25 protein-coding genes are annotated in these 22,310 nt (G+C 42.1%); 8 read left to right on the top strand and 17 right to left on the bottom strand.

Going from position 1 to position 22,310, the window contains the following annotated elements; genetic code table 11:
* Positions 1-16: 16 nt before the first annotated feature.
* From lpdA to ggt, 14 genes are all read right to left on the bottom strand, one after another.
* Entirely contained in the window at positions 17-1,399 is a 1,383-nt protein-coding gene (gene lpdA, locus ASE42_RS07125; protein WP_056766239.1) for a dihydrolipoyl dehydrogenase, read from the bottom strand.
* 12 nt (positions 1,400-1,411) lie between these two features.
* Positions 1,412-2,737, bottom strand: coding sequence for a dihydrolipoamide acetyltransferase family protein (locus ASE42_RS07120; protein WP_056766237.1), 1,326 nt, complete (start codon positions 2,735-2,737; stop codon positions 1,412-1,414).
* A 17-nt stretch (positions 2,738-2,754) separates the two neighbouring features.
* On the bottom strand, positions 2,755-3,735 hold the full coding sequence (locus ASE42_RS07115; protein WP_034281944.1) for an alpha-ketoacid dehydrogenase subunit beta: 981 nt from the start codon (positions 3,733-3,735) through the stop codon (positions 2,755-2,757).
* A 31-nt stretch (positions 3,736-3,766) separates the two neighbouring features.
* Positions 3,767-4,750, bottom strand: a complete 984-nt coding sequence (locus ASE42_RS07110) for a thiamine pyrophosphate-dependent dehydrogenase E1 component subunit alpha (protein WP_056766235.1) — start codon at positions 4,748-4,750, stop codon at positions 3,767-3,769.
* Positions 4,751-4,930: 180 nt separating this feature from the next.
* Entirely contained in the window at positions 4,931-5,962 is a 1,032-nt protein-coding gene (locus ASE42_RS07105; RefSeq protein WP_056766233.1) for an alcohol dehydrogenase catalytic domain-containing protein, read from the bottom strand.
* Positions 5,959-6,405, bottom strand: a complete 447-nt coding sequence (locus ASE42_RS07100; RefSeq protein ID WP_034623414.1) for a hypothetical protein — start codon at positions 6,403-6,405, stop codon at positions 5,959-5,961. The genes ASE42_RS07105 and ASE42_RS07100 overlap by 4 nt, the downstream gene beginning before the upstream one ends.
* A gap of 61 nt (positions 6,406-6,466) precedes the next feature.
* Entirely contained in the window at positions 6,467-6,745 is a 279-nt protein-coding gene (locus ASE42_RS07095; RefSeq protein WP_003212259.1) for a PTS sugar transporter subunit IIB, read from the bottom strand.
* A gap of 19 nt (positions 6,746-6,764) precedes the next feature.
* Positions 6,765-8,138: a PTS galactitol transporter subunit IIC gene (locus ASE42_RS07090; RefSeq protein WP_024426780.1), complete on the bottom strand. Its 1,374-nt coding sequence runs from the start codon at positions 8,136-8,138 to the stop codon at positions 6,765-6,767.
* 53 nt (positions 8,139-8,191) lie between these two features.
* Entirely contained in the window at positions 8,192-8,659 is a 468-nt protein-coding gene (locus ASE42_RS07085; RefSeq protein WP_056766231.1) for a PTS sugar transporter subunit IIA, read from the bottom strand.
* Between the two features lie 240 nt (positions 8,660-8,899).
* A complete protein-coding gene (locus ASE42_RS07080; RefSeq protein WP_024424953.1) occupies positions 8,900-9,631 on the bottom strand; it encodes a sulfate/molybdate ABC transporter ATP-binding protein in 732 nt (243 codons plus the stop codon).
* A gap of 15 nt (positions 9,632-9,646) precedes the next feature.
* A complete protein-coding gene (cysW, locus tag ASE42_RS07075) occupies positions 9,647-10,516 on the bottom strand; it encodes a sulfate ABC transporter permease subunit CysW (RefSeq protein WP_056766229.1) in 870 nt (289 codons plus the stop codon).
* Positions 10,517-10,521: 5 nt separating this feature from the next.
* Complete coding sequence (gene cysT, locus ASE42_RS07070) at positions 10,522-11,367, bottom strand: sulfate ABC transporter permease subunit CysT (protein ID WP_024424955.1); 846 nt, start codon at positions 11,365-11,367, stop codon at positions 10,522-10,524.
* Positions 11,368-11,378: 11 nt separating this feature from the next.
* Complete coding sequence (locus ASE42_RS07065) at positions 11,379-12,416, bottom strand: sulfate ABC transporter substrate-binding protein (protein ID WP_024424956.1); 1,038 nt, start codon at positions 12,414-12,416, stop codon at positions 11,379-11,381.
* 260 nt (positions 12,417-12,676) lie between these two features.
* Positions 12,677-14,428 carry a gamma-glutamyltransferase gene (gene ggt, locus ASE42_RS07060; RefSeq protein WP_056766227.1) on the bottom strand — a complete coding sequence of 584 codons (1,752 nt, stop codon included), beginning with the start codon at positions 14,426-14,428 and terminating at the stop codon, positions 12,677-12,679.
* Between the two features lie 227 nt (positions 14,429-14,655).
* On the opposite strand from ggt, the gene ASE42_RS07055 reads away from it, so the two are divergent.
* The 6 genes from ASE42_RS07055 (at position 14,656) to ASE42_RS19055 (ending at position 18,243) form a co-directional block, all read left to right on the top strand.
* Complete coding sequence (locus tag ASE42_RS07055) at positions 14,656-15,114, top strand: ASCH domain-containing protein (RefSeq protein WP_056766225.1); 459 nt, start codon at positions 14,656-14,658, stop codon at positions 15,112-15,114.
* Positions 15,115-15,320: 206 nt separating this feature from the next.
* Positions 15,321-15,938 (top strand): DUF47 domain-containing protein, encoded by a 618-nt coding sequence (locus ASE42_RS07050; protein ID WP_024426775.1) that lies wholly within the window; start codon positions 15,321-15,323, stop codon positions 15,936-15,938.
* 15 nt (positions 15,939-15,953) lie between these two features.
* Entirely contained in the window at positions 15,954-16,952 is a 999-nt protein-coding gene (locus tag ASE42_RS07045; protein ID WP_017359158.1) for an inorganic phosphate transporter, read from the top strand.
* 145 nt (positions 16,953-17,097) lie between these two features.
* Entirely contained in the window at positions 17,098-17,868 is a 771-nt protein-coding gene (locus ASE42_RS07040; RefSeq protein WP_024424960.1) for a type II toxin-antitoxin system SpoIISA family toxin, read from the top strand.
* Entirely contained in the window at positions 17,843-18,013 is a 171-nt protein-coding gene (locus ASE42_RS07035) for a type II toxin-antitoxin system SpoIISB family antitoxin (protein WP_024424961.1), read from the top strand. Before ASE42_RS07040 ends, ASE42_RS07035 begins: the two co-directional genes overlap by 26 nt.
* A 98-nt stretch (positions 18,014-18,111) precedes the next feature.
* On the top strand, positions 18,112-18,243 hold the full coding sequence (locus ASE42_RS19055; RefSeq protein WP_120207232.1) for a type II toxin-antitoxin system SpoIISB family antitoxin: 132 nt from the start codon (positions 18,112-18,114) through the stop codon (positions 18,241-18,243).
* Here ASE42_RS19055 and ASE42_RS07030 read toward each other — a convergent pair.
* Complete coding sequence (locus ASE42_RS07030; RefSeq protein ID WP_024424962.1) at positions 18,232-19,131, bottom strand: N-acetylmuramoyl-L-alanine amidase; 900 nt, start codon at positions 19,129-19,131, stop codon at positions 18,232-18,234. The two genes, ASE42_RS19055 and ASE42_RS07030, sit on opposite strands and share 12 nt — an antisense overlap.
* A gap of 310 nt (positions 19,132-19,441) precedes the next feature.
* Here ASE42_RS07030 and ASE42_RS07025 point away from each other — a divergent pair, with 310 nt between their 5' ends.
* Positions 19,442-19,990, top strand: a complete 549-nt coding sequence (locus ASE42_RS07025) for an ImmA/IrrE family metallo-endopeptidase (protein WP_024424963.1) — start codon at positions 19,442-19,444, stop codon at positions 19,988-19,990.
* A 26-nt stretch (positions 19,991-20,016) separates the two neighbouring features.
* Here ASE42_RS07025 and ASE42_RS07020 read toward each other — a convergent pair whose 3' ends face one another.
* Positions 20,017-20,640: a poly-gamma-glutamate hydrolase family protein gene (locus tag ASE42_RS07020; RefSeq protein WP_024424964.1), complete on the bottom strand. Its 624-nt coding sequence runs from the start codon at positions 20,638-20,640 to the stop codon at positions 20,017-20,019.
* Positions 20,641-20,882: 242 nt separating this feature from the next.
* Here ASE42_RS07020 and ASE42_RS07015 point away from each other — a divergent pair, with 242 nt between their 5' ends.
* Positions 20,883-21,248, top strand: coding sequence for a DUF5412 domain-containing protein (locus tag ASE42_RS07015; RefSeq protein WP_029706785.1), 366 nt, complete (start codon positions 20,883-20,885; stop codon positions 21,246-21,248).
* 42 nt (positions 21,249-21,290) lie between these two features.
* On the opposite strand, the gene ASE42_RS07010 is transcribed toward ASE42_RS07015, so the two are convergent.
* Positions 21,291-22,115, bottom strand: a complete 825-nt coding sequence (locus tag ASE42_RS07010; RefSeq protein ID WP_024424965.1) for a methyl-accepting chemotaxis protein — start codon at positions 22,113-22,115, stop codon at positions 21,291-21,293.
* Positions 22,116-22,310: the final 195 nt, after the last annotated feature.

Raw genomic sequence — 22,310 nt, 5'->3', positions numbered from 1 at the left:
ATCCCTTGTTTGGCAATTATTTTCTCAGCTTACTCACGATATCAAGTGCTGCTTCATAAAAACCTTCTGAGATGGTCGGATGCGGATGAATCATTTTCGCCATCTCTTCTGCTGTTCCTTCTAAATACATAAAGGAGGAAGCTTCTGAAATCATCTCTGTGACGTGCGGGCCAACCATCGTCGCGCCAATCACTTCACCATAGGCTGTATCGTATACCAATTTAATAAAACCTGTTTGCTCGCCTGCCGCTAGTGCTTTACCACTTGCTGCTAAATCAAATCGTTCTGCCTGCACGTTAAGTCCTTTGGCTTTTGCCTCTTTTTCAGTTAGACCAACACTTGCTACCTCTGGTAATGTATAAATACATCTAGGCATGATATCAGCATTCATTTTTTCAGACACACCGCAAATATTACTGACCGCAACAGCGGCTTCTGCCATCGCTGCGTGAGCAAGCTGATAGCCGCCAGCGACATCCCCGACTGCATAGACACCTTCCACGCTTGTCTGCATCTTGTCGTTCACCTTGATAAAAGGACCATCCAACTGAAGGTCAAGCTGGCTGACAGCAGAAACGCTAGGTCTTCTTCCTACACAAACAAGCAGTCTTTCAGCCGTAAAGATATGCGTCTCTCCTTTATCGTCTGATGCATGAACCGCTTTGATTCCTTCGCTTTCCGTCACCTCTGTCACAGTGGTTTTTTTCGCGATATGGATGCCTTTTTTCTTTAATTCTCTTTCTAGCAGCTTAGATGCTTCCTCATCCTCTTGCGGAATAAGAGACGGAGCCGCTTCGATAATCGTGACTTTTGATTGAAGACTCTGGAAGATACAAGCCAGCTCAAGTCCAATGACACCGCCGCCAATGATGACGACAGAAGCCGGAATATCTGGAATGTCAAAGATCGTATCACTTGTGTCAAATTGAATGTTTTTAAGGCCCGGTATTGGCGGAATGGCAGGTGAAGATCCAGTAGCAATGATGAGTTCTTTCGTTTCGATCGATTCTGCCCCATCTTGCTTTTCAATCTCAATCCGGTGCTTTGTAACAGCTGTACCTCTGCCGTTATATACATCAATCTTTCCTTGCTTTAATAAAAAGGCAATTCCGCCTCTGAGCTTTTCAATGACGTCATCTTTGCGCTTTCTCATTTTATCGAAGGAAAGAACCAAATCACCTGCTTCAATTCCCCAGCTTTTCGCCTTCTCAATTGATTCAATGACTTCTGCATGTTTGAGCAGCGTCTTTGAAGGAATACAGCCCCGATTTAAACAAGTACCGCCTAGAAAATCCTCTTCAATCAATGCGACCTTCCGTCCACGCTCAGCTGCTTGAAGGGCGGCAGTATACCCGCCAGGCCCTCCGCCAATGACTGTCAGATCATACGTTTTCGTCATCCGATTCATCTCCTACATTAGCAATTCAAATGGTTGTTCAAGCACTTTTTTAAGATCTGTTAAAAAGGCAGCCGCTGGTGCGCCATCTACCACTCGGTGATCAAACGATAAACTAACGCCCATCATCGGCCGCACCTGAATTTCTCCATCTACTACAACAGGTTTTTCTTGAATGCGCCCAACCCCTAAGATCGCCACTTCCGGCTGATTAATAATCGGGGTAAAGGTATCAATGGCATACATCCCTAAGTTACTAATGGTAAAAGTGGACCCTTTCAGCTGGTCTGGCAGCAGTTTTTGGTCACGTGCGTTTCGGCCGATTTCTTTCGCCTCTTTTGTCAGCTGTTTTAACCCTTTTTGGTTCGCATGAGAAATGACTGGAACCATTAAGCCATCTTTTACAGCGACAGCGAGACCAATGTGCACATCATCATGGAAATGGAGCTCATTTTGTTCAAACGTCATATTGATATGCGGGTGGCGTGTGAGTACATTGCTGACCGCATGAATGATAATTTCTGTGAACGACAGTCTGTAGCCTGTCTCTTTTTCAATCGCTGGCAATAGCTGTTTGCGTACTTCTTTCGCTTTTGTCATATCGATTTCACTTGTTAATGTCACGTGCGGTGCTGTAAAGGCACTTTGTGACATCCTATCAGCAATCACTTTTCTCATGCCAGCTAGTTTTTGTGTTTTCGCTGGAGAAGACTCTGCTGTTTGTGCAGCTGCTGCCGTTACATCACTTTTCATAATTTTTCCGTGTGCACCAGATCCAGCAACATTCGCTAAATTGATTCCTTCACGAGCAGCCACTTTTTCTGCAAGCGGTGACACGCGCTGATCTTTCTCACTAGAGTGGACGGCCGCCTCGACGTCACGCTTTTGAACTCTGCCTTTAGGTCCTGTGCCAGATACCTCATGAATCGCTACATGATGATCCTTTGCCGTTTTTCTCGCCGCAGGTGTGGCACGTACTTTTTCATTAGGTGTTTTTGGGGCTTCAGTAGAACTGGATGAAGCCGCTTCTGATGAAGACAATTCGCTGCTGTCTGGTGAATCTTCATCTGATTGTGCTGGCGGTTCGCTTGGCACCTTTTCATTTGCCTCTCCGATGTATCCAATGACAGCATTAACTGGAATTTGATCATCGGCTTCATAATATTTCTTTAGAAAAATACCATCATCATAGGCTTCCACCTCAATATTGATCTTGTCTGTCATAATTTCAAAAAGAGGCTCACCGATTTCAACCGAATCTCCTTCTTCTTTAAACCATTGAAGCAAGGTGCCGACTTCCATCGTACTGCTCAGCTTCGGCATAAATATCTCTTTTGGCATGATCTTCTCCCCTTTACTTAAGAGCGCACAAGCTCTTTTGCTGCTTCAATAATATCTGGCACTTGTGGAATGACCGCTTTTTCCAGCGTCGGGTTGTATGGTATTGGGACCGCAAGACCGCCAAGTCGTTTAATTGGAGCATCTAAGTAGTCAAAGGCTTCACTTTCCGCTATCATACTTGCAATCTCTCCGCCATAGCCGCCTCGTTTTACCGCTTCATGAACGACGATACATTTACCTGTTTTCTTCACAGATTCGATAATCGTTTCTTCATCTAATGGGACGAGTGTTCTTGGGTCAATGATTTCAACATCGATTCCCTCTGCTTCTAGTTCCTTCGCCGCTTCTAACGCTTTGTGTACCATTATCGCTGTTGCTACAATCGTGACGTCTTTCCCGCTTCTTTTCACATCTGCTTTCCCTAGAGGAATGGAATATTGCTCTTCAGGGACTTCACCGATTGTTTTATATAAAAGCTTGTGCTCGTAGAAAATGACAGGGTTGTCATCATCCATCGCCGCTTTTAAAAGTCCTTTTGCATCATAGGCTGTTGAAGGCTGAACCACTTTAAGTCCTGGAATATGCGCCATCCACGCTTCTAAGCTTTGGGAGTGCTGCGCCGCTGCACCCGTTCCTGATCCTGCTGGTGTTCTTACGACAAGCGGCACCTTTCCTTTTCCGCCAAACATGTATCGTGTTTTGGCTGCTTGGTTCACAAGCTGATCCATTGCGATTGTGATAAAGTCAGAGAATTGAAGTTCTAAAATCGGACGCATACCAGTTAAAGCCGCTCCGACTGCCCCACCTGCGATGGCAGCCTCTGAGATAGGTGTATTGCGAACGCGCTCTGGACCGAATTCTTCAATCATGCCGCGCGTGACACCAAAAGCACCTCCATATACGCCGATATCTTCACCTAAAATGAAGACATCTTGGTTTTCTCTCATTTCCTGACTCATTGCCTCTCGAACGGCTTCTAAATACGAAATCTCTCTCACTGTTGTTTTTGTCACGTGATTCCCCTCCTAATTAGGCGTATACATCCTCTAATAGTGTGTCAATTGACGGTTCTTTACTGTTTTTGGCGAATTCGACAGACGCTTCAATTTCCTGCTTTGCTTCTTCCTGTAAGCTTGCTGCCTGCTCTTCTGTCAAAACATTCAGTTCAATCAAGAGAGACTTAAAGCGTTTGATTCCGTCTTTTTGTCTCCACTCTGTCTCTTCTTCACGTGTACGGTATTTTTTCGCATCACTCTTAGAGTGACCCTTCCAGCGGTATGTTTTCATTTCAATGAGTGATGGGCCTTCTCCCGCTCTCGCACGGCTGACTGTTTCATCTACTGTGTTCATAATTTCGACCATGTCATTTCCATCAACCGTTTTCCCTGGCATTCCGTAGCTTTCTGCTCTTGCTGAAATGTCTTCAATGTTGATCATTTCTTTCACAGGGCCAGACATGCCGTACTGGTTGTTTTCACAAATAAACACAACTGGTAAATCCCAAATAGACGCAAGGTTTAATGCTTCATGGAAGCTGCCTTCATTTGTGGCGCCATCTCCGAAGAAACAAAGAACAACAAAGCCTTCCTGCTTCATTTTAGATGTGAGCGCTGCACCTGTTGCCAGCGGGATACCGCCGCCAACGATTCCATTTGCCCCAAGGTTTCCTTTTTCTAAGTCCGCGATATGCATGGAGCCGCCTTTTCCTTTACAATAGCCGGTTTCACGTCCAAACAATTCAGCCATCATTTTATTAACCTCGGCCCCTTTTGCAATACAGTGACCGTGTCCCCTGTGTGTGCTGACGATCTTATCTTTATCTTCTAATACGGCAATCGATCCAACAGCTGACGCTTCCTGTCCAACACATAAATGAGTGGTGCCATGGATAAGTCCTTTTGCAAAAAATTGATCGACCTTTTCATCAAAATATCTCACTAACCACATTTGTTTATATAAATCTGCTAATTTCTCATGACTAATCTGTTCAGGCAAAGTGATTTGTTTTTGCATTTCTTCTCTCCCCTTTACATTTGTTCTTATGTGTTACATTTGTAATTATCATACGTTTAAGTGTCATCGAAGTCAAGCATTTCTCTCTCATTTTTAAGCGTTTTCATCTTTTGTCAGAAAAAAAGAGAAAGGCAAAGCCCTTTTCCAAAGAACTTCTCTTTCTCTTTTAATCTCATACACTCATTCATCTGGATACATCATGATTTTGACGCTCTCACCCTCAGGATGCCTCGCACATTCTATCGCCTGAAGCAGCTGGCTTAACGGATAACGATGCGTCACCATCTTTTCAGTGTTGACCACTTTTGCTTTCAGAAGCTCAAGGGCTTCACGATAGTGATATGGATGCGAGGAATAGGCTCCTACTACCTTCACTTCATCATTGAAAAATCGTTCAGCAGGAATGGGCACATCGCCCTTTGGAAAATGAGCAAACACCAAAATCGTCCCGCCTCGCGCTACAGCCTGAAACGCCTCTTTTAAAAGCGCACTGCTCCCAACAGAAATAATGACGAGGTCTGCTCCCTTTCCATCTGTTTCCTTCATCACCCGGTTTTCAACCGGCTCAGCTGCTGGATGGAAAGCGATATCTGCACCTAAACTCCTCGCTTGCAGCAGCCTGTTCTCATTCACATCTGTTATCATCACTTTCCCAGCCAAATAATATTTGGCGAGCTGCAATTGAATACAGCCAATTTGCCCCGCTCCAAGGATCAATACGGAATCTCCTGGATGAACAGGAGCTCGTTCAAACCCATGCAGACAGCAGGCAACCGGTTCTACCATCGCCCCTTGCTCATACGATACGTCTTTTGGAAGCTTGCCCATCGTGTGCTTGACATGCAAAGCAGGTACACGGATATATTCTGAAAACCCGCCCGGCTCTACATTTGTGGCTGTAAACTGCGGACACATCGTATAAAACCCCTTTTGACAAAAGTCACAGGTGAAACAAGGCACATGATGCGCCACATATACCCTGTCTCCCGTCTGGACATTTGTCACACGCTTGCCGGTCTCGACAATATCACCAGCGATTTCATGCCCTAACACCGTCCCAGGAGGTACTGTCTCATGCGTTGCTTTGTAAATATCCGTTCCGCATAAGCCGCAGGCTCGCAGCTTTAACAGAACTTCATCATCACCGATGACTGGCCGGTTCCGCTCCTCATACCGAATGTCCTCTGAAGAATAAAAGACAGCTGATTTCATGTAGCAGCATCCTCCTTTTCATCACCCTTCGCAAAATCCTGTAGTGTTTGAACAAGCTGCTTGTACTCACTCATCTCGCTGGATATCCAGTAGCGCCCTCCGAATATACGAGCTGGCCCCACCCTGACATAGACTTTCCCGATATGAGGATAAGGCTTTAAAAAAAGCTTTCCTTTAATATCAGAAACTGCATATGTGTGCCATCTGCCAAAAGCGCCTATCTTCAGTTGATCTTCACTAATGATGACGTTTGTCGGCTGGTTCAGTCCCGTGATACTAGAAAGTATGAGAATAGGCAGCGTATAAACGCCTAACACAGCTAACGGGTCAGGTCCTGCTGACCATAATGTATAAAGAGACCAGAGAAAAAACAGACAGATGAGCACAGCCGGAAGAAAAATAGACAACATTGCAGACGTTCGGCTATAAGCATGATGCTGCATGAGACTTCCTCCTTTCAGATCACTAGAAGGAGCCACAAAAGCTCCTCCATGCAATAACTCTCTACTTGATATGATCGATGATTTTCTCGATATCATCTTCAATACCAAATCCAGTTAAAAAGGATAATGTTTGAATCACAGGTGTCCCTTTTGTATCACTCACAGGTGTTGTTGTCACAATTAAATCTGCACCCTCCGCTTTTTGCGGGACTTCAGATGCCTTACACTGTTCTACGACGACATCATATCCTTTTTCCTTTAACGTTTCTTCTACCTTTTTAGCCACAACCGTTGATGTTGCAACTGCCGTTCCGCATGATACTAATATTTTCTTCGCCATTAGAATCCCTCCAGCTCATTTATTGTTCTTTTTGATCTAAGCCCATTTCTTTCGCATACTGCTTTTTAATATCATTTCGCACCCAGTACCATAGAAGCGCATAAGCCAAAGCACAGATAATTGCTGCAATAAAGTAAGGGTTGCTCGGATCAAGAAGTCTCACCATGATCCAAGGAATAACGTGAGAACCAAGGTCAATACCTGAAATCATGTTTGCCCCTTCTGGGAAATCAAAGCCGACTGCTTTCCCCATGGTTGTCGCAAGCGGTGCAAGGTTCGTTGCGATAAAGAAGACAATCATTAATGTGAAAATACTGTTAATAAGACCGCGAATAATATTTCCACGAGCGGCTGCTACTGCCCAGACAACTGTAAATGGCAGAACCGATAAGTCAGCAAACGGGAGCATGCCATTGTAAGGCAGAACAACTGCGAGCAAAATGGTAATCGGCACCATTAAAAGGGCTACCGCCATATTCGCTGGATGACCAATCACAATCGCTGTATCTAAACCAATATAGACATTTTTCCCTGGGAAACGCTTTTGAATATAAGAACGAGCGCCCTCAGAGATTGGAATGAGCCCTTCCATTAATAGCGCAACCATTCTTGGCATTAAGACAAGAACTGCTGCCATTTGAATACCTAGCGTCATCACACCTTTTGCATCATAGCCGCCAAGAAGACCAATAATGATACCAAGTATGAGACCCATCACAAGCGGTTCACCAAAAATGCCAAAGCGTTTCTTCAATGTTTCTGGATCAGCATGAATTTTGTTTAAACCAGGGATCTTATCAATGATGCGGTTTGACGCATACATGAGCGGGGCAAAGTTGACCGTTTCAGCATGAGCCATCGATACGCCTTTTAATCCGAAATGGTGTTCGATTGTCGGCGCCGTCCAATCGGCTAATTTTAGCGTGATCGCAGAGACGATCAAGCCAACAGCAAGAGCCAAGAACATATTATGATAAGCGTAGTAAGTAACAGAGGCTGCGAAAATCAAATGCCAGAAGTTCCAAATATCCACATTCAGCGTTTTCGTAAAGTTTACGGACAATAAGATGACATTTAATAAAAGCACAAGAGGAATCATGAGCGGGGCAACGGGTGTACCAAAGGATATGGCAGCTCCAATCGGCCATCCAACATCCAAAATATCGAGCTTTAGCCCAAGGGAATTAACCATGGCTTTTGCTGCTGGCCCAAGTCCGCTCACGAGCAAATTAATGACAAGATTGACACCGACAAATCCAATTCCGATCGTAATACCGGCCCTGAAGGATTTCTTAAAGCCCTGCCTTAAAATCATACCGAAAAGCGTCATAATAATCGGGAGCATAATAGTTGGTCCAAGGTCTAATATAAAATCGACGGCTTGCTTGATCATACATCCACCTCCTGAATTTTTCAGATAAAGCGCTTACATATTTTCGTGAATGGCTATTGGTTTAATTCTTGCCGAAGCACGTCAACTGCTTCTTCATAAGATGTCATGTGTGAGAGCTTTGTCATCACCTCTTCTTTTCTAAAAAGTGTCATCAGCTTCTCCAGCATCACAAGCTGTTTGCTAGGCTCAGAGATTGCTAGGACAAACACAATTTTGGCTTGCACTGTTTCATCAGGGCTTCCCATCTTATGAAAAATGACAGGTTCCTTTAAAGTAGCTACACTAATCGCTGGTTTGTTCACATGCTCAGGATCTGTATGCGGAATCGCTACCCCAAAGGCTGCCAGTGGAAGGCCTGTAGGATATGTTTTTTCTCTTTCAAGCACTGCTGGTAAAAAGCTCGATTTAATGTACCCTCCAGCTTCTAACCGCCCTGCTAAATATGTGGTCACCTCCTCTCTCGAAGATGCTTCGAACTGCAGCTTAATCAGTTGTTCATCTAACTCAAACAAGCTGTTCAAACAACCACCCCTTTCATTTGGTATAAATATGAACACATGTAACAAAAGAAAGAACATTTTTAGAATAGAACCTTTTATAAAGCGCTTACAATTATGAGTTCTGAAAAATGTTCAATACTGTTACCTTTGTAAAGATATTATAATATTCAAAATTATAAGTCAATGTCCCTAGGGAAATTTAAATAAAAAAAAGACGCAGTCATCACCGCGTCTCTTCCTTCTAATCTTCTATACTGCTTGTTAAATGTGGCTTCCTATATCTAAAAATTCAGATACAAATAGATTGTCTGTCTGCACTGCCATTTCTTCCTTTGTGCCAATTTTTTCGATTCTTCCTTCATTCATCACCACAACACGATCAGCAATATCGAATGCTTCTTCTTGATCATGTGTCACAAAAATGGTGGTCATTTGAAAGTCACGATGAACTTTTTTCAGCCAATGCCTTAATTCTTTCCTCACCTTTGTATCAAGTGCACCAAAGGGTTCATCTAAGAGGAGTGCCTTCGGCTGAACGGCAAGTGCGCGCGCCAGTGCCACACGCTGCTTTTGCCCGCCTGACAGCTGATCTGGATACCGCTGCTCAAACTGCGTAAGCTGAACAACCTCTAAAAGCTCATGTACCCGCTCTTTGATGTCTTTTTTAGGCAGTCTTTCTCCTCTAGGTTTCATTTTCAGCCCATATGCCACATTATCAAAAACCGTCATATTTCGAAAAAGTGCATATTGCTGAAATACAAAACCGATCTGTCGTTTTCGTACTGGAATGTGTGTGTAATCCTGATCTCCAAATAAAATCTGTCCGTTATTGGCATAATCAAGACCTGCAATGATTCTTAATAAAGTCGTTTTCCCAGAGCCAGATGGTCCTAGTAAAGAGATCAATTCACCATTTCTTATCGATAAATCCACGTTTTGCAAAACCTTTGTCTGACCAAATTGTTTTGATATTTGTTTTGCTGTAATCCCCAAGGCCGATCCCTCCATTTATGTTGAGCGCTTGCCAAGCCGGTGTTCCCTCTGCTGAATGATTTGCTTAATGATTAAAGTAATGACTGCCACAAACGCCATGAGAGACGCCACAGCAAAAGCGGCTTGAAATTGGTACTCATTGTATAAAATTTCGATATGAAGCGGCATCGTATTGGTCATGCCTCGAATATGACCTGATACAACCGACACGGCACCAAATTCACCAATCGCTCTTGCCCCGGCTAAAATGACACCGTAAAAAAGAGCCCATTTGATATTCGGCAGTGTCACAAAGAAAAAAGTCTTCCATCCGTTTGCACCAAGTGTGAGCGATGCTTCCTCCTCATGAATGCCTTCATGCTGCATAAACGGGATTAATTCTCTGGCAATAAACGGAAATGTAACGAATATGGTGGCTAGGATCATGCCTGGTACAGAATAAATGACTTTCCATCCATTCGCCATAAGCCAAGGTCCTAAAAGCCCGTTTGAACCAAATAAAAGCACAAATACAAGTCCAGCAATCACAGGCGAAACGGCAAACGGGAGATCAATCACAGTCGTTAACAAACGTTTTCCGCGGAAATTAAATTTTGTGATAAGCCATGCAGCACTCACCCCAAAGATCATTTGAAGCGGCAAGGTGACGACGACAATGAAAACAGTCAATTTGATCGCCGCGAGTGTATCTGGATGTGAGATGGCCAGAAGGTATGAACTCCATCCTTTCTCAAATGCCTTTGAAAAAACGGCGATCAGCGGTATGAGTAAAAATAAAATCAAAAAAGCATACACGACCGTAATCAAGAGGATTTTCACCCCTTTAGATTCGGTTACAGGACTTTTATACTGAACATGGTGCTGATGACTAAGCTCTCTCTCCAATGGTTTCACCTCACGTATACTTGTTTTTTCCGCTCAACATACCACTGAATGCCGTGAATCAATAACAGGATGAAAAACGAAAGAAGCAGCATCAAGCATGCAATCGCTGCTGCACCATGATAATCATACTGTTCAAGCTTGGACATGATCATCAGCGGTGTAATTTCTGTTTTAAACGGAATATTTCCAGCAATAAACACAACAGAGCCATATTCACCTAGCGCTCTTGCAAACGCAAGTGAAAATCCAGTCATCACCGCAGGAAACAAGGCCGGCAGCAGTACGTGAAAAAAGGTCTGTCTCCTTGTCGCACCAAGAATCGCCGCAGCCTCTTCGACTTCCTGCTGCAGCCCTTCTATCACAGGCTGAACGGTTCGGATAACGAATGGAATGCCAATAAAAATCAGTGCCAAAATAATCCCAATCGGTGTGTACGCCACCTTTATATGCAGAAATTGACCAATCCATCCATTAGGAGAATAGAGGGTGGTCAGGGCAATACCTGCAACAGCTGTTGGGAGAGCAAAAGGCAAATCAATGAGAGCATCTAAGATTTTTTTTCCATGGAATGTGTACCTGGCGAGAACCCAGGCAATCAGTACACCAAACCCTGCATTGATGAGAGCAGCTGCAAAGGAAGTCGTCACGGTCAGCTGAAGAGACTTCAATACTCTTGCATCGGTAAAAACCTTCCAAATCCCCTCTGCTCCTAATGAAGCCGTCCAAATAAATACCATGGATAAAGGAATGACGACAATCGCACTCACATAAACGAGCGTCACCCCAAGGCTCAGCCCAAATCCAGGCAATATACGTTTTCTTTTATTGGCGGCTGCATGTGCTTTCTTCATCACATCGCCCCCTATTTTTGTCCGCTGTATATTTGATCAAATAATCCGCCATCATCAAAAAATCTTTTCTGCGCCTTTCTCCACCCGCCAAACGCTTGATCAATCGTCACCATATCAATCTTTTTAAACTGGTCTTTATATTTGTTTAAGACTTGTTGATTTCTAGGGCGATAATAGTTTTTCGCCGCAATTTCCTGCCCTTTTTTAGAATATAAATAATCTAAATAAGCCTTCGCCACTTTCTCTGTTCCTTTACGTTTCACATTTTGATCAACAACCGCAACAGGCGGCTCCGCTAGAATACTAATTGATGGGGTGACAATTTCAAATTTGTCTTTGCCTAGTTCGTGCTGCGTTAAATAGGCTTCATTCTCCCATGCAATTAACACATCCCCAAGTCCGCGTTCAACAAAGGTCGTTGTGGCTCCGCGTGCACCTGAATCAAGGACTTCGACATGTTCATATAGCTTTTTGACAAAATCCTTTGTTTTTTCTTCATTCCCATGAAATGTTTTATCGGCGTAGGCCCATGCAGCTAAGTAATTCCATCTCGCACCGCCGGACGTTTTCGGATTTGGCGTAATGATGGACACACCTGGCCGAATCAAGTCGTCCCAATCTTTAATATTTTTGGGATTCCCTTTCTTCACAAGAAACACAATGGTCGATGTATACGGTGTTGACTGATTTGGAAATTCTTTTTGCCAATCTTTTGAAAGCAGTCCGCGATCTGCAATCGCATCAATGTCATACCCTAAAGCCAGTGTTGCCACATCTGCCTCGAGTCCATCAATAATCGATCTTCCCTGCTTTCCTGATCCACCATGAGACTGCTTGATCGTGACATCCTCACCTGTTTTGTCTTTCCAATACGTCTGAAAGGCTTGATTGTATTCCTGATACAATTCACGTGTAGGATCATACGAAACATTTAACAGCTCAACCTTTCCCTTTTGGCTTGAGGCTTCGTTTGCGTTTGAGCATGCAGTACTCGTCACAGCCAAGACTAATATAATAGTCACGACCCAGACCCATTTCCACTTTTTCATGTTATCCCGCTCCCCCGTTATCAAAAATAGTGACACCAACCTTGCCGTTTCATACGCAAAAAAGACCCTTAGCCACCTGAAATACATCACAGTCCTGTACTTCAAATTGCCAAGAGCCTTCGGTTGTCCGATCAGCTATGTATGATTGATGTTAGTCTATATATTATTCAAACTATTCACAGGTGTCAACTCTGTTTTTTCATTTAAACAAAAAAAGAAACGCCATCTTGAAGAGGCGCTTCTTTTCCCGGGAAATGGTTTTAATCGGCAGAAAGCTTTAAATTGACACCAACAGCGGTTCCATTTCTCGAGGAGTCAGCTACTCCTGTAAATGTCCCTGCTTTCCGATCAATGAGTAAGGCTTGCACATTTCCTATATCAATAGGTGAACTGCCAAAACGATGACCCATATCATTTAGCTTCGTTCTTACATCAAGGGGAACACCTACTTCGTAACGGTAAGAAGTTGTACTGTTTGTATAAATCCGCGGCTCTTCCACCGCATCTTGCAGCTCCATGTCGTATTCAAGCAAGTTTAATATGGTTTGTGAAACAGAAGCAATAATAGTCGTTCCTCCAGGTGAGCCCACAGTCATGACCGGCTCGTTATCTTTAAATATGATGGTCGGGGTCATACTGGATAATGGACGCTTATTCGGCTGGACTTCATTTGCTCCGCCTGGTCTTGCGTCAAAATCTGTTAGTTCATTGTTTAAGAAAAAGCCATATTCCGGAACAAGAATCCCTGTACCAAATAACTGTTCAATGGTTGTTGTGAATGACACGACATTTCCCCACTGATCAGCAACAGTAAAATGAGTGGTCTCGCCAATGGTTTTATCTTCTGGCTGCGGGATAATTGGGGATGGATTTTTTTGCTCCTCATACGCCCATGGATCTCCTTCTTTCGGGTTTTTGTTCATTTGATCTAATTGAATGAGAGAAGCTCTTTTTGAAATGTAATCATCGTCTAGTAGTCCTTTTAGTGGAACATCTACGAATTCGGGGTCGCCTGCATATGCAGCACGGTCAGCATAGGAGAGATGCATTGTTTCAGCTAGCAGCTGATATTTTTCGAATGATTTGGGGTCATATTGTGATAGATTGAAGTGATCTAGTATTTTGAGTATTTGCAGCATAAACACACCGCCTGAGCTTGGTGGAGGCATACTTGCAAGCTGGTATCCTTTATAGTCCCCCCAGATAGGCTTGTCAGTCTTGACCTCATAACGATCAAGGTCATCAGTTGTCATCGTTCCGCCAAAATCTTGGACTGTCTTTGCAAGTGCTTTTGCTACTTTTCCTTCATAAAATGCTTTGCTTCCTTTTTTCGCAATGAGCTTAAATGTTTTCGCAAGACCTGGCTGTACAAGCAGATCGCCTTCTTTGAGCGGCTGATCATCTGGAAGAAAGATTGGCGCTGCGGCCGTTTTTTTCAGCTTTTCTTGATGATCTTCAATGGCTTTTGCTAGCACAGAATCGATTTCAAATCCATCCTCTGCAAGATGAATGGAAGGCTCAATCAATTCCTTCATCGAACGGGTTCCCCACTTATCTAATGCTGCTTCGAGACCTTTTACTGTCCCTGGAACACCAACCGCATTACCATGTGTGGACCGCTCAGCAAATGGGATGACTTTTCCCTCATCCGTTAAAAACATGTCAGGTGTTGCGCCCTGTGGTGCTCGTTCTCTACTATTGATGATGGATGTTTCTTTTGTCTTTCCATCATAAACCATCATAAAACCACCGCCGCCAATTCCAGACATCATTGGCTCTGTCACATTCAGTGCGTACTGGATGGCAACAGCAGCATCCACTGCGTTTCCACCTTTCTTCAATACATCAGCACCTACTTCTGATGCCAGCGGGTGAGCAGTAGCCACCATGCCATCTTTACCAACAGCTACTTTACTCCCATGAGATTCGTTCGCATTGACTTGGCTGACAGGCAGAAAAAACGAGAAAACAAACAGACATATGGACAAAACAGTTAGAGAAATGCGTTTCATGAACAACACCCCTTCCATATTCTTACTTTGACCTTACCGACTTCTTGACCAGAATACAATAGATTATTCTAAAATTTCAAAAATTTTCATCCTATCATCCTACATTTCCCAAATCAAACATTGTTTTTCAAAACATATGACGCACTCACTTATTAGGAATAAAGACACACCATTTCCAACGATTCAGCTTCAAGGTATAATAAACACAACAAAGAGGGGGAAAAACATTGAACAACAAATGCAGATTATTTTGGGAAGACTATTGGAAAGAGAAATCAGAAAAAGCACCTGATGACGCGTTTGTTTCGGCGTGGGCATTCGGCTCAGATCCTGATCATTTGCTTGATCTTGTAAAGCAAGGAAAAAAAACAGCCACTTGTTCTGGACACCTTTTTTATGAAAAGGAACAGGAGCCGCTTCCACAACCCGGACAATATGCGGTCATTTTGGACAGCCAAGAAGAACCAAAAGCCATCATTGAAATTACACATGTTGATGTTATGCCAATGAATGAAGTCCCCGTATCATTTGCACAAGCAGAGGGTGAAGGCGACTTATCTTATGACTATTGGTACAGAGAACATAAAGAATTTTTCACAGAAGCACTCCAATCATACAGTTTAGAATTCAAAGAGGATATGCTTCTTGTTTGTGAACGGTTTAAGCTGATTCATTCAGCTTCTTAGCCTTTAAGCGGCGCCAAATATGGCCCGCTTTTTTCGTTGCTTTTCCCCTTTTAGAAAAAGGTGTGTTGAGATCACATCTTTAGGTCAGAATAAGATCAAATAGAAAAAGTGAAGAAATTTTCGACTACACCTGTTTTTTTTCGACAAAAGAATATATAATTATTTGATGTGTGCATTGTCTCATTTATACAATGGAGGGTTTTTACATGTTAAAAAGGAAAAAAGACAAGTTTTCCGTCTTGTTAACGGAAATTGCTAAAAATTTAGATGAAACTGCTGAGTATTTTGTTAGCTATAAAGTAACAAATCAAACCACTCTGAAAGAATTTTCTGACACATTGAAGGAATATGAGACAAAAGGTGATAATCATGTTCATACCATGATTAAAGAGCTGAACAAAGCCTTTATTACACCGATTGAACGTGAAGACATTCTTCAATTGACGAATAGCCTCGATGATGTTTTAGATGGAATTGAGCATTTTTCCGCAACATTAGAAATTTACTCAATTACAAGCTCTGACGAACATATCGACAAATTCAGCCACTACATCAGAGAGTGTGCGAAAGAAATTTTAATCACAATTGATCTACTAGCTGAAAATCGCTTGAAAGATATTCATCCGCACGCAATCAAGATCAAAGAGATTGAACATAATTGTGACAATCTTCATCGTAAATCATTAAAGAACTTGTTTGGAAAAGAAACAGATCCAATTAAAGTGATTCAATACAAAGAAATTTACGAAACACTTGAAGAAATCGCTGATTCCTGTCAAAGTGTTGCCAACAATCTAGAAACAATCATTATGAAGAATGCGTAACGGGGTTAGTTAAACATGGACACATTACTCATCCTTACCATACTTATTGTCATTTGTGCACTTGCTTTTGATTTCATTAACGGGTTCCACGATACAGCAAATGCCATTGCGACTTCAGTTTCAACGAAGGCATTAAAGCCTAGACATGCGATCATCATGGCAGCGTTCATGAACTTCTTAGGAGCAATGACATTTACAGGTGTGGCAAAATCCATTACAAAAGATATCGCAGATCCATTTACACTTCAAAACGGCTCTGTTGTGATTTTGGCTGCTTTAATTGCGGCCATCACATGGAACTTGCTTACTTGGTATTACGGGATTCCGAGTAGTTCTTCACATGCATTAATCGGATCAATTGCAGGAGCGGTTATTGCCTCTGCCGGTTTTGGCGCTTTAAACTATTCGGGATTCATTAAAATCATTCAAGCACTTTTGCTTTCACCTATCCTAGCTTTCGTATTGGGATATATCGTGTATACCATTATCAAAATTATTTTTAGAAACAACAATCTCGCAAAAACAAATAAACAATTCCGACGTGTTCAAATTTTAACAGCTGCACTGCAATCGTATACCCATGGGACAAACGATGCGCAAAAAGCGATGGGAATTATTACGATGGCTTTAATTGCAGGTAATTTGCATACAACAGACGACATTCCTTTCTGGGTACAATTCTCTTGTGCGCTTGCAATGGGACTCGGTACTTCTATCGGCGGCTGGAAGATTATCAAAACAGTCGGCGGTAAAATTATGAAAATTCGTCCAGTAAACGGAGTATCTGCCGACTTAACGGGTGCAGCTATTATCTTCGGTGCGACGTTTATTCACTTACCTGTTAGTACGACTCACGTTATCTCGTCTTCTATTCTAGGTGTAGGTTCTGCACACAGAGTCAAAGGGGTTAACTGGGGTACGGCAAAACGTATGCTTGTCACTTGGGTGATTACATTACCGATTTCAGGAACTCTAGGAGCTCTTATATACTTTGTGTTAAATGCGATTCTCTAATATCAAAGACCTGTCTAACAGGTCTTTTTTTATTTGCCCGCACACTTAAAACCCTTTTCCTGCAGGACATTTTTTCATGAAGCAGGGTTTCCAATCATATCCATAGAAATAAACAAGTATTCATCTGTCTATGGGAGAGAAGAACATGCTATTATTTTTTCAATTGACTGTATGGTTATTGCTAGGTGCTCTTGCAGTGTATGTATTTGCAGTTTGGCGCTTTGAACAAAAAGTAAAAGAAAAGATGTTTGCCATTCGTAAAACGTGGTATTGGATTTATGTAGCGGGTGCTGTTGTGTACTGGACAAATGACCCTTCTTCTATCTTCACCGATTGGATGCACTACTTGATCATTGCCGTATTTTTCGCATTAACTGATGCCTTCATCTTTCTTAGCTCCTATATTAAGAAACTCGGAAATCATGAGCTGGAAACCGACACCCATCAACTCCTTGAACAAAATAACGATCTGCTTCATTCTTACCTCAATAAACTAAAAACGTACCAATACCTATTGAAAAATGAACCGATCCATGTATATTATGGAAGTGTAGAGGCATATATAGAGGGAATTGAGCGGCTGATTTATTCTTTTGCCGACAAGATGAATATTCAAGCGGTGCTTTGTCCATACGATATGCAGGAACAAAAAGACGACCTGCTTCGGACACTTGACCAGCGGGCTCTTATTCAGGCGAAGCTTGACAGGCAGGAAGTATATTACGATGATTTCGGTCATTTGGTGCTCATCCCATTTTCTGTAGCAGATGCTCATTTTGTCATTAAGCTCACCTCCGATGAGATTGTCACGGAGTTCGACTATTTATTAATGACATCACTTACAACAATTTATGACCTAATCTTGCCTGACGAAGAGGAAGGTGATGAAGATGGACCACGCACTTCAAGGGGATAACAACAATCCTAAGAAAAACCCTTTTAAGATTTTAAAGAAAAAACGCCATATCAGTATGGCCGATTATAAGGTAAGCCCCCATACTGAGCGAATTTTTAAAAAGAATGAACAGCTTCTGGATGAGTATAAAAATAAAAAGGCTTGATTACACTAAAGGACGCGGAACGAAATCCGCGTCCTGCTTCCATTTTCACATAGACTTGCATACAATACACTATACGCTGCAACGATTGAGGTGCCAAAATGAAAAAGAAAATCAAACAACTGAGATATGTTCAGTTTGCCGAATATCAGCCGTCCCCATATACTAAGCGTTTAATTGAAAAGAGTGAAACAGCCATCCAATCATACAAACAGAAACACTCACTGATTTAACAGTTTAAGCAGCTTCTCCTTCGTTTTAGGACCGTATACCCCATCACTTGTCAGACCGTTCACCAGCTGAAAGCGCGCTACGGCATTCGCCGTTTTTTCTCCGTAAACACCATCGATGCCTTTATCTGCAGCCGATTTATCAGGGTAAAAATAAACAGCAGCAAGCGCTTTTTGGACGAGGCGTACGTGCTCTCCCTTCGTTAGAGGCGAAGTCACCTTTAAAATCCCATCTGGCAGCTCATACATCATTTTTCCATCATTTCGATAAATTTTGAGAACCTGTCCAATTTGAATCTTGTTCGGGTCGCTAATGTTATTCCACTTCTGAAGATCTTGAACTGTGACGTCATGAGCTTTGGCAATACTCGTTAACGTATCCCCGCTTTTGACGACATACGTGATGACCGTTTCAGGGTCTCCTGCCGTTTCAATTCCTTTTTTAAATTCATCCCATGTAGCGAGAAGCAGACGCGGACATGCTTTTCCAGACCAGTGCTGATGTGTGACCACATTCGCTAGTGGAATATTATGCTCTTTCAGCAGCTTTTGAATGAGCCATTGCGCATGTTTGACCGCTTGCTGGAAATTCCCATCTTCATTTTCACAAATTTCAATCCCGATCGACTTTCTGTTCCCATTTCCATTTCCGTCCCCTGCATGCCAGCCATTTTCATTTAACGGCAGATGCTGAAAGATTTCATGATCATCCACTGTAAAGTGCCAGCTTTCCGCTGTCGTTGGGCGTTTCACATATGCCGCATGACTTTTTGCATCCGCTCCCTTTGACGTGTTTGCTGTGTTATGCACCGTCACATACATCGGTGTCATGGCGTATCCTGGGCGGTTCCCGTTTCCAACTGGAATAAAATCTTGATAAATTTCTACCATGTTCTGCACTCCCTTTTTCTAAATTGAATTGATCTTTCTCATCAATTGGTGGCGTTCGTAAGACAACTTGTGTTTGTTTTAGTGATAAGACTATGGTAAAATTTGAATTCAATCCACTCTTTTTAGTAATGGAAAACGCAAAAATGAAGAAAAAAACAGGAATTAATTCCATTTTTCCTTGATTTTATGTTAAAATTGTTAAAAATAAGCCGATATTAAAAGTAAGTAATAGCTTCATTAGCTATTTAGTCCTATATGGACTTTTCTTTTACGCCAAAAACAGAACATACGTTTGCTTGGAGGTTTTTAAATGACTGGTTTTTTAACCCATTTAGAAGAAGAGATTAAGCGGTTATATGCCAAATTACAAATAAGCGGTCCTGCTTATAGGGACATGCAAAGGATCGCTTCTGAATTTCATGTATGGGTCCACTATGAGGATACTGGCAGCATGATGATCAAACATCAAGGTCTTTACAGTATTATATTAAACAGATCTCTATCGTCAGAGGAACAATGGCAGGATTTTGCCCACGAGCTTTGTCATGTGCTGAAGCATGCAGGCAACCATTTCAAGATGCACAAACTCTTTCGAGAACTGCAAGAGTTTCAGGCTAAACAATTCATGTATCACTTTTGTGTGCCGACCTTTATGCTGATGCAAATGAAGCTTCCAAACCTTCGGCAGCAAGCCATTTTGCACATTGCGCAAACATTTCACGTCACCTGGGCTTTCGCTGAAAAGCGGCTCGCCTTGTTCGAACAGCGGAAAGCAGGCATTCGCTTCCAACAAGAGTTTACATCTTATTTAATGAAAGCCGAGAAGGTCGCGGAAAAAGAAGCTGTTTATCAAACGTAAGCCTCTTCTGCATAGGGCGACAGGGTTTATCCATAAAGATTTAATACTTGCTTGAGTACATTTGTGTACCGATAAAATTGCTCATTTTGCGTTTCACGGCGATAGCGCCGTCTGAAGTCTTGAAAGAATGCTCTTCTTTGCGCCTGACTGATTTCAAGTTGTACACTTTTTCCGGTCAGACATTGATTATTAATATTGTGAGGATGTGTTCCAGAATAGCGATCAGATTCAGATAGCAGCACTGCGGGAAATCCATTAAGCGTTAAACGTTTCACTGTTTCTGCCGCTTTTTCTCTGTCTGTCCCGCCCACTAATGTTTGAAGCACCTCCGTTTCCCCGTAGCCATGGAGCGCAAACGTGTAATGATGGGCATGCACTAGAGAAAGGCAGACCGGCTCATTGAAACGTGTGCTTGTAATATGAAGCACATGATTGCCTTTCACTTTAAGGCCTTCAAATAAATACATAGAATCATCACTTGCGATTTCATGAATGAGCTCACTCACGCCAGATTCAATTCCCCCAGCATGAGGGGACAAAACCAAAAGCTGATCTCCTTTCCGCTCGTGAAGAATTTGATAGTCGATTCCCTCTCTTTCATGAGCGGAAAGCTCTTCATAACTTTGATATGTATCAATGATTTGCGTCATTCCATCTTCCCCATTTCTCTATATGAGCATAAGTCTATTGATCTTAAATTCTTTTGTAAAGGGATTTCGCATGACCTATCGACTTAATACATCCTTAAATTTTCCTTATCTTTTCGGCTATCTGTTGAATTTTGAGAAAAAATGACCGATAATTGAAATGAATAGAACTTTTGGACTATATGAATCTTTTTGCATTCTCTCTCATAAATTAGAAATATTGTGATCTACATCTGGAGGAATTCATGTTAAAAAAGAAAACCACCATCACCTTTGTCATCTTAATCCTTAGCTTCGCTGGCATCATTTACTGGAAATGCTTTTCTCTTCAAGGCGTATCTCACGGAACCTTTATCCGCTCGATGACATCACCTGACGGAACATATATCATCAACACCTATCGACATAGCGGAGGGAAACTAAAGGAGAACGCAGTTAGAGCAGAAATTGAAAACAAACTCACCCACCGAAAGAAAACGATTTACTGGAAATACCCTGACAAAGACCCTCTCATCAAATGGAAAAATGGACAGCTTGTTCAAATTGGGCATGAATTTTTAAATGTGGTAAAAGGAGAAACATACGATTATCGCTTTGACCGGAACAAATGAAAATAGCGTATCAAAAAAACGAATCCCTCTTAGATTCGTTTTTTACGTTGACATCACATGCTGCATGAATTCTTTCATTTCTTTACTTACGCTCGTCAGTCGTTCCACAATTTCACTAAACTCTGTCACAAGTAAAGCCTGCTCTGATGATGAACCTTTCATATGATCCATACTCTCAAGTAATGTATGTATATTAGAGGAAATTCCTTGCAGTGAACTTTCAATATTTTCTGTTGCACGTGAAGTTTCACTTGAAAGCTTTTGAACCTCACTGGCTACAACACTAAATCCAGCCCCCTCTTTTCCTGCCCTGGCTGCTTCGATTGACGCATTCAATCCCAGCAAACTCGTTTGTTTCGAAATGCCCTTAATCATTTTTGTAATATCAGATGTTTTTTTCGAGCTTTCAAGTGTTTGCTGCGTTTGTAAGGTCATTTCCTCACTTGTCGCAGAAAGCTCCTCCGAATGCGCCGCCACCACATGCACCTTTTCTTGAATACTATGAATGATGTCATTTAATGACTCCATATACGCTTCAAGCTCTAATTGATTTTTAAGCGGAAAACCTAAAGCGAGTGCACCAATAACTTGTTGATTTTCATCAAAAATTGGCAAACCCATTGCATTTAACGGTATTCCATAGACCGATTCAGGTACAAACGTACTTGATGTTTCACCTCTGAGCGCTTTTTTCATATTTAAATCATCTGGTTTAATGGGTTCTCCAGCACGAATTTGAAAATCCACATCTTTCGATGGCAAATACAGCAAGAATTTCTCTCGATCAATGACACCCATCGTCACTTCGTTTTTTAAAATCTGCATCATATAAGGTGCTGCTGTCACAATACTCTGTAGTATATCCAATTTCTCTACCCCCTTATATAGTTTATCGGTCGTTCTTCTTAATTTAATAGTTACTTTTTAAAAATAATGATGATGATTAGAAGAAATTCTTCATATTTACGAGTAAAAAGAAGTACTTTTCCTTTCTATATTCAAACGTAAATTTGCTATAATTAATGAATCGACATATGACGAAATGGTCATGTAACCATTTTG

Source organism: Bacillus sp. Root920 (genome assembly GCF_001429445.1).
GTDB classification, from domain to species: domain Bacteria; phylum Bacillota; class Bacilli; order Bacillales; family Bacillaceae; genus Bacillus; species Bacillus safensis.
The sequence above is the reverse complement of the archived record's forward strand: the minus strand, read 5'-3'. Positions and strand labels throughout refer to the sequence as shown.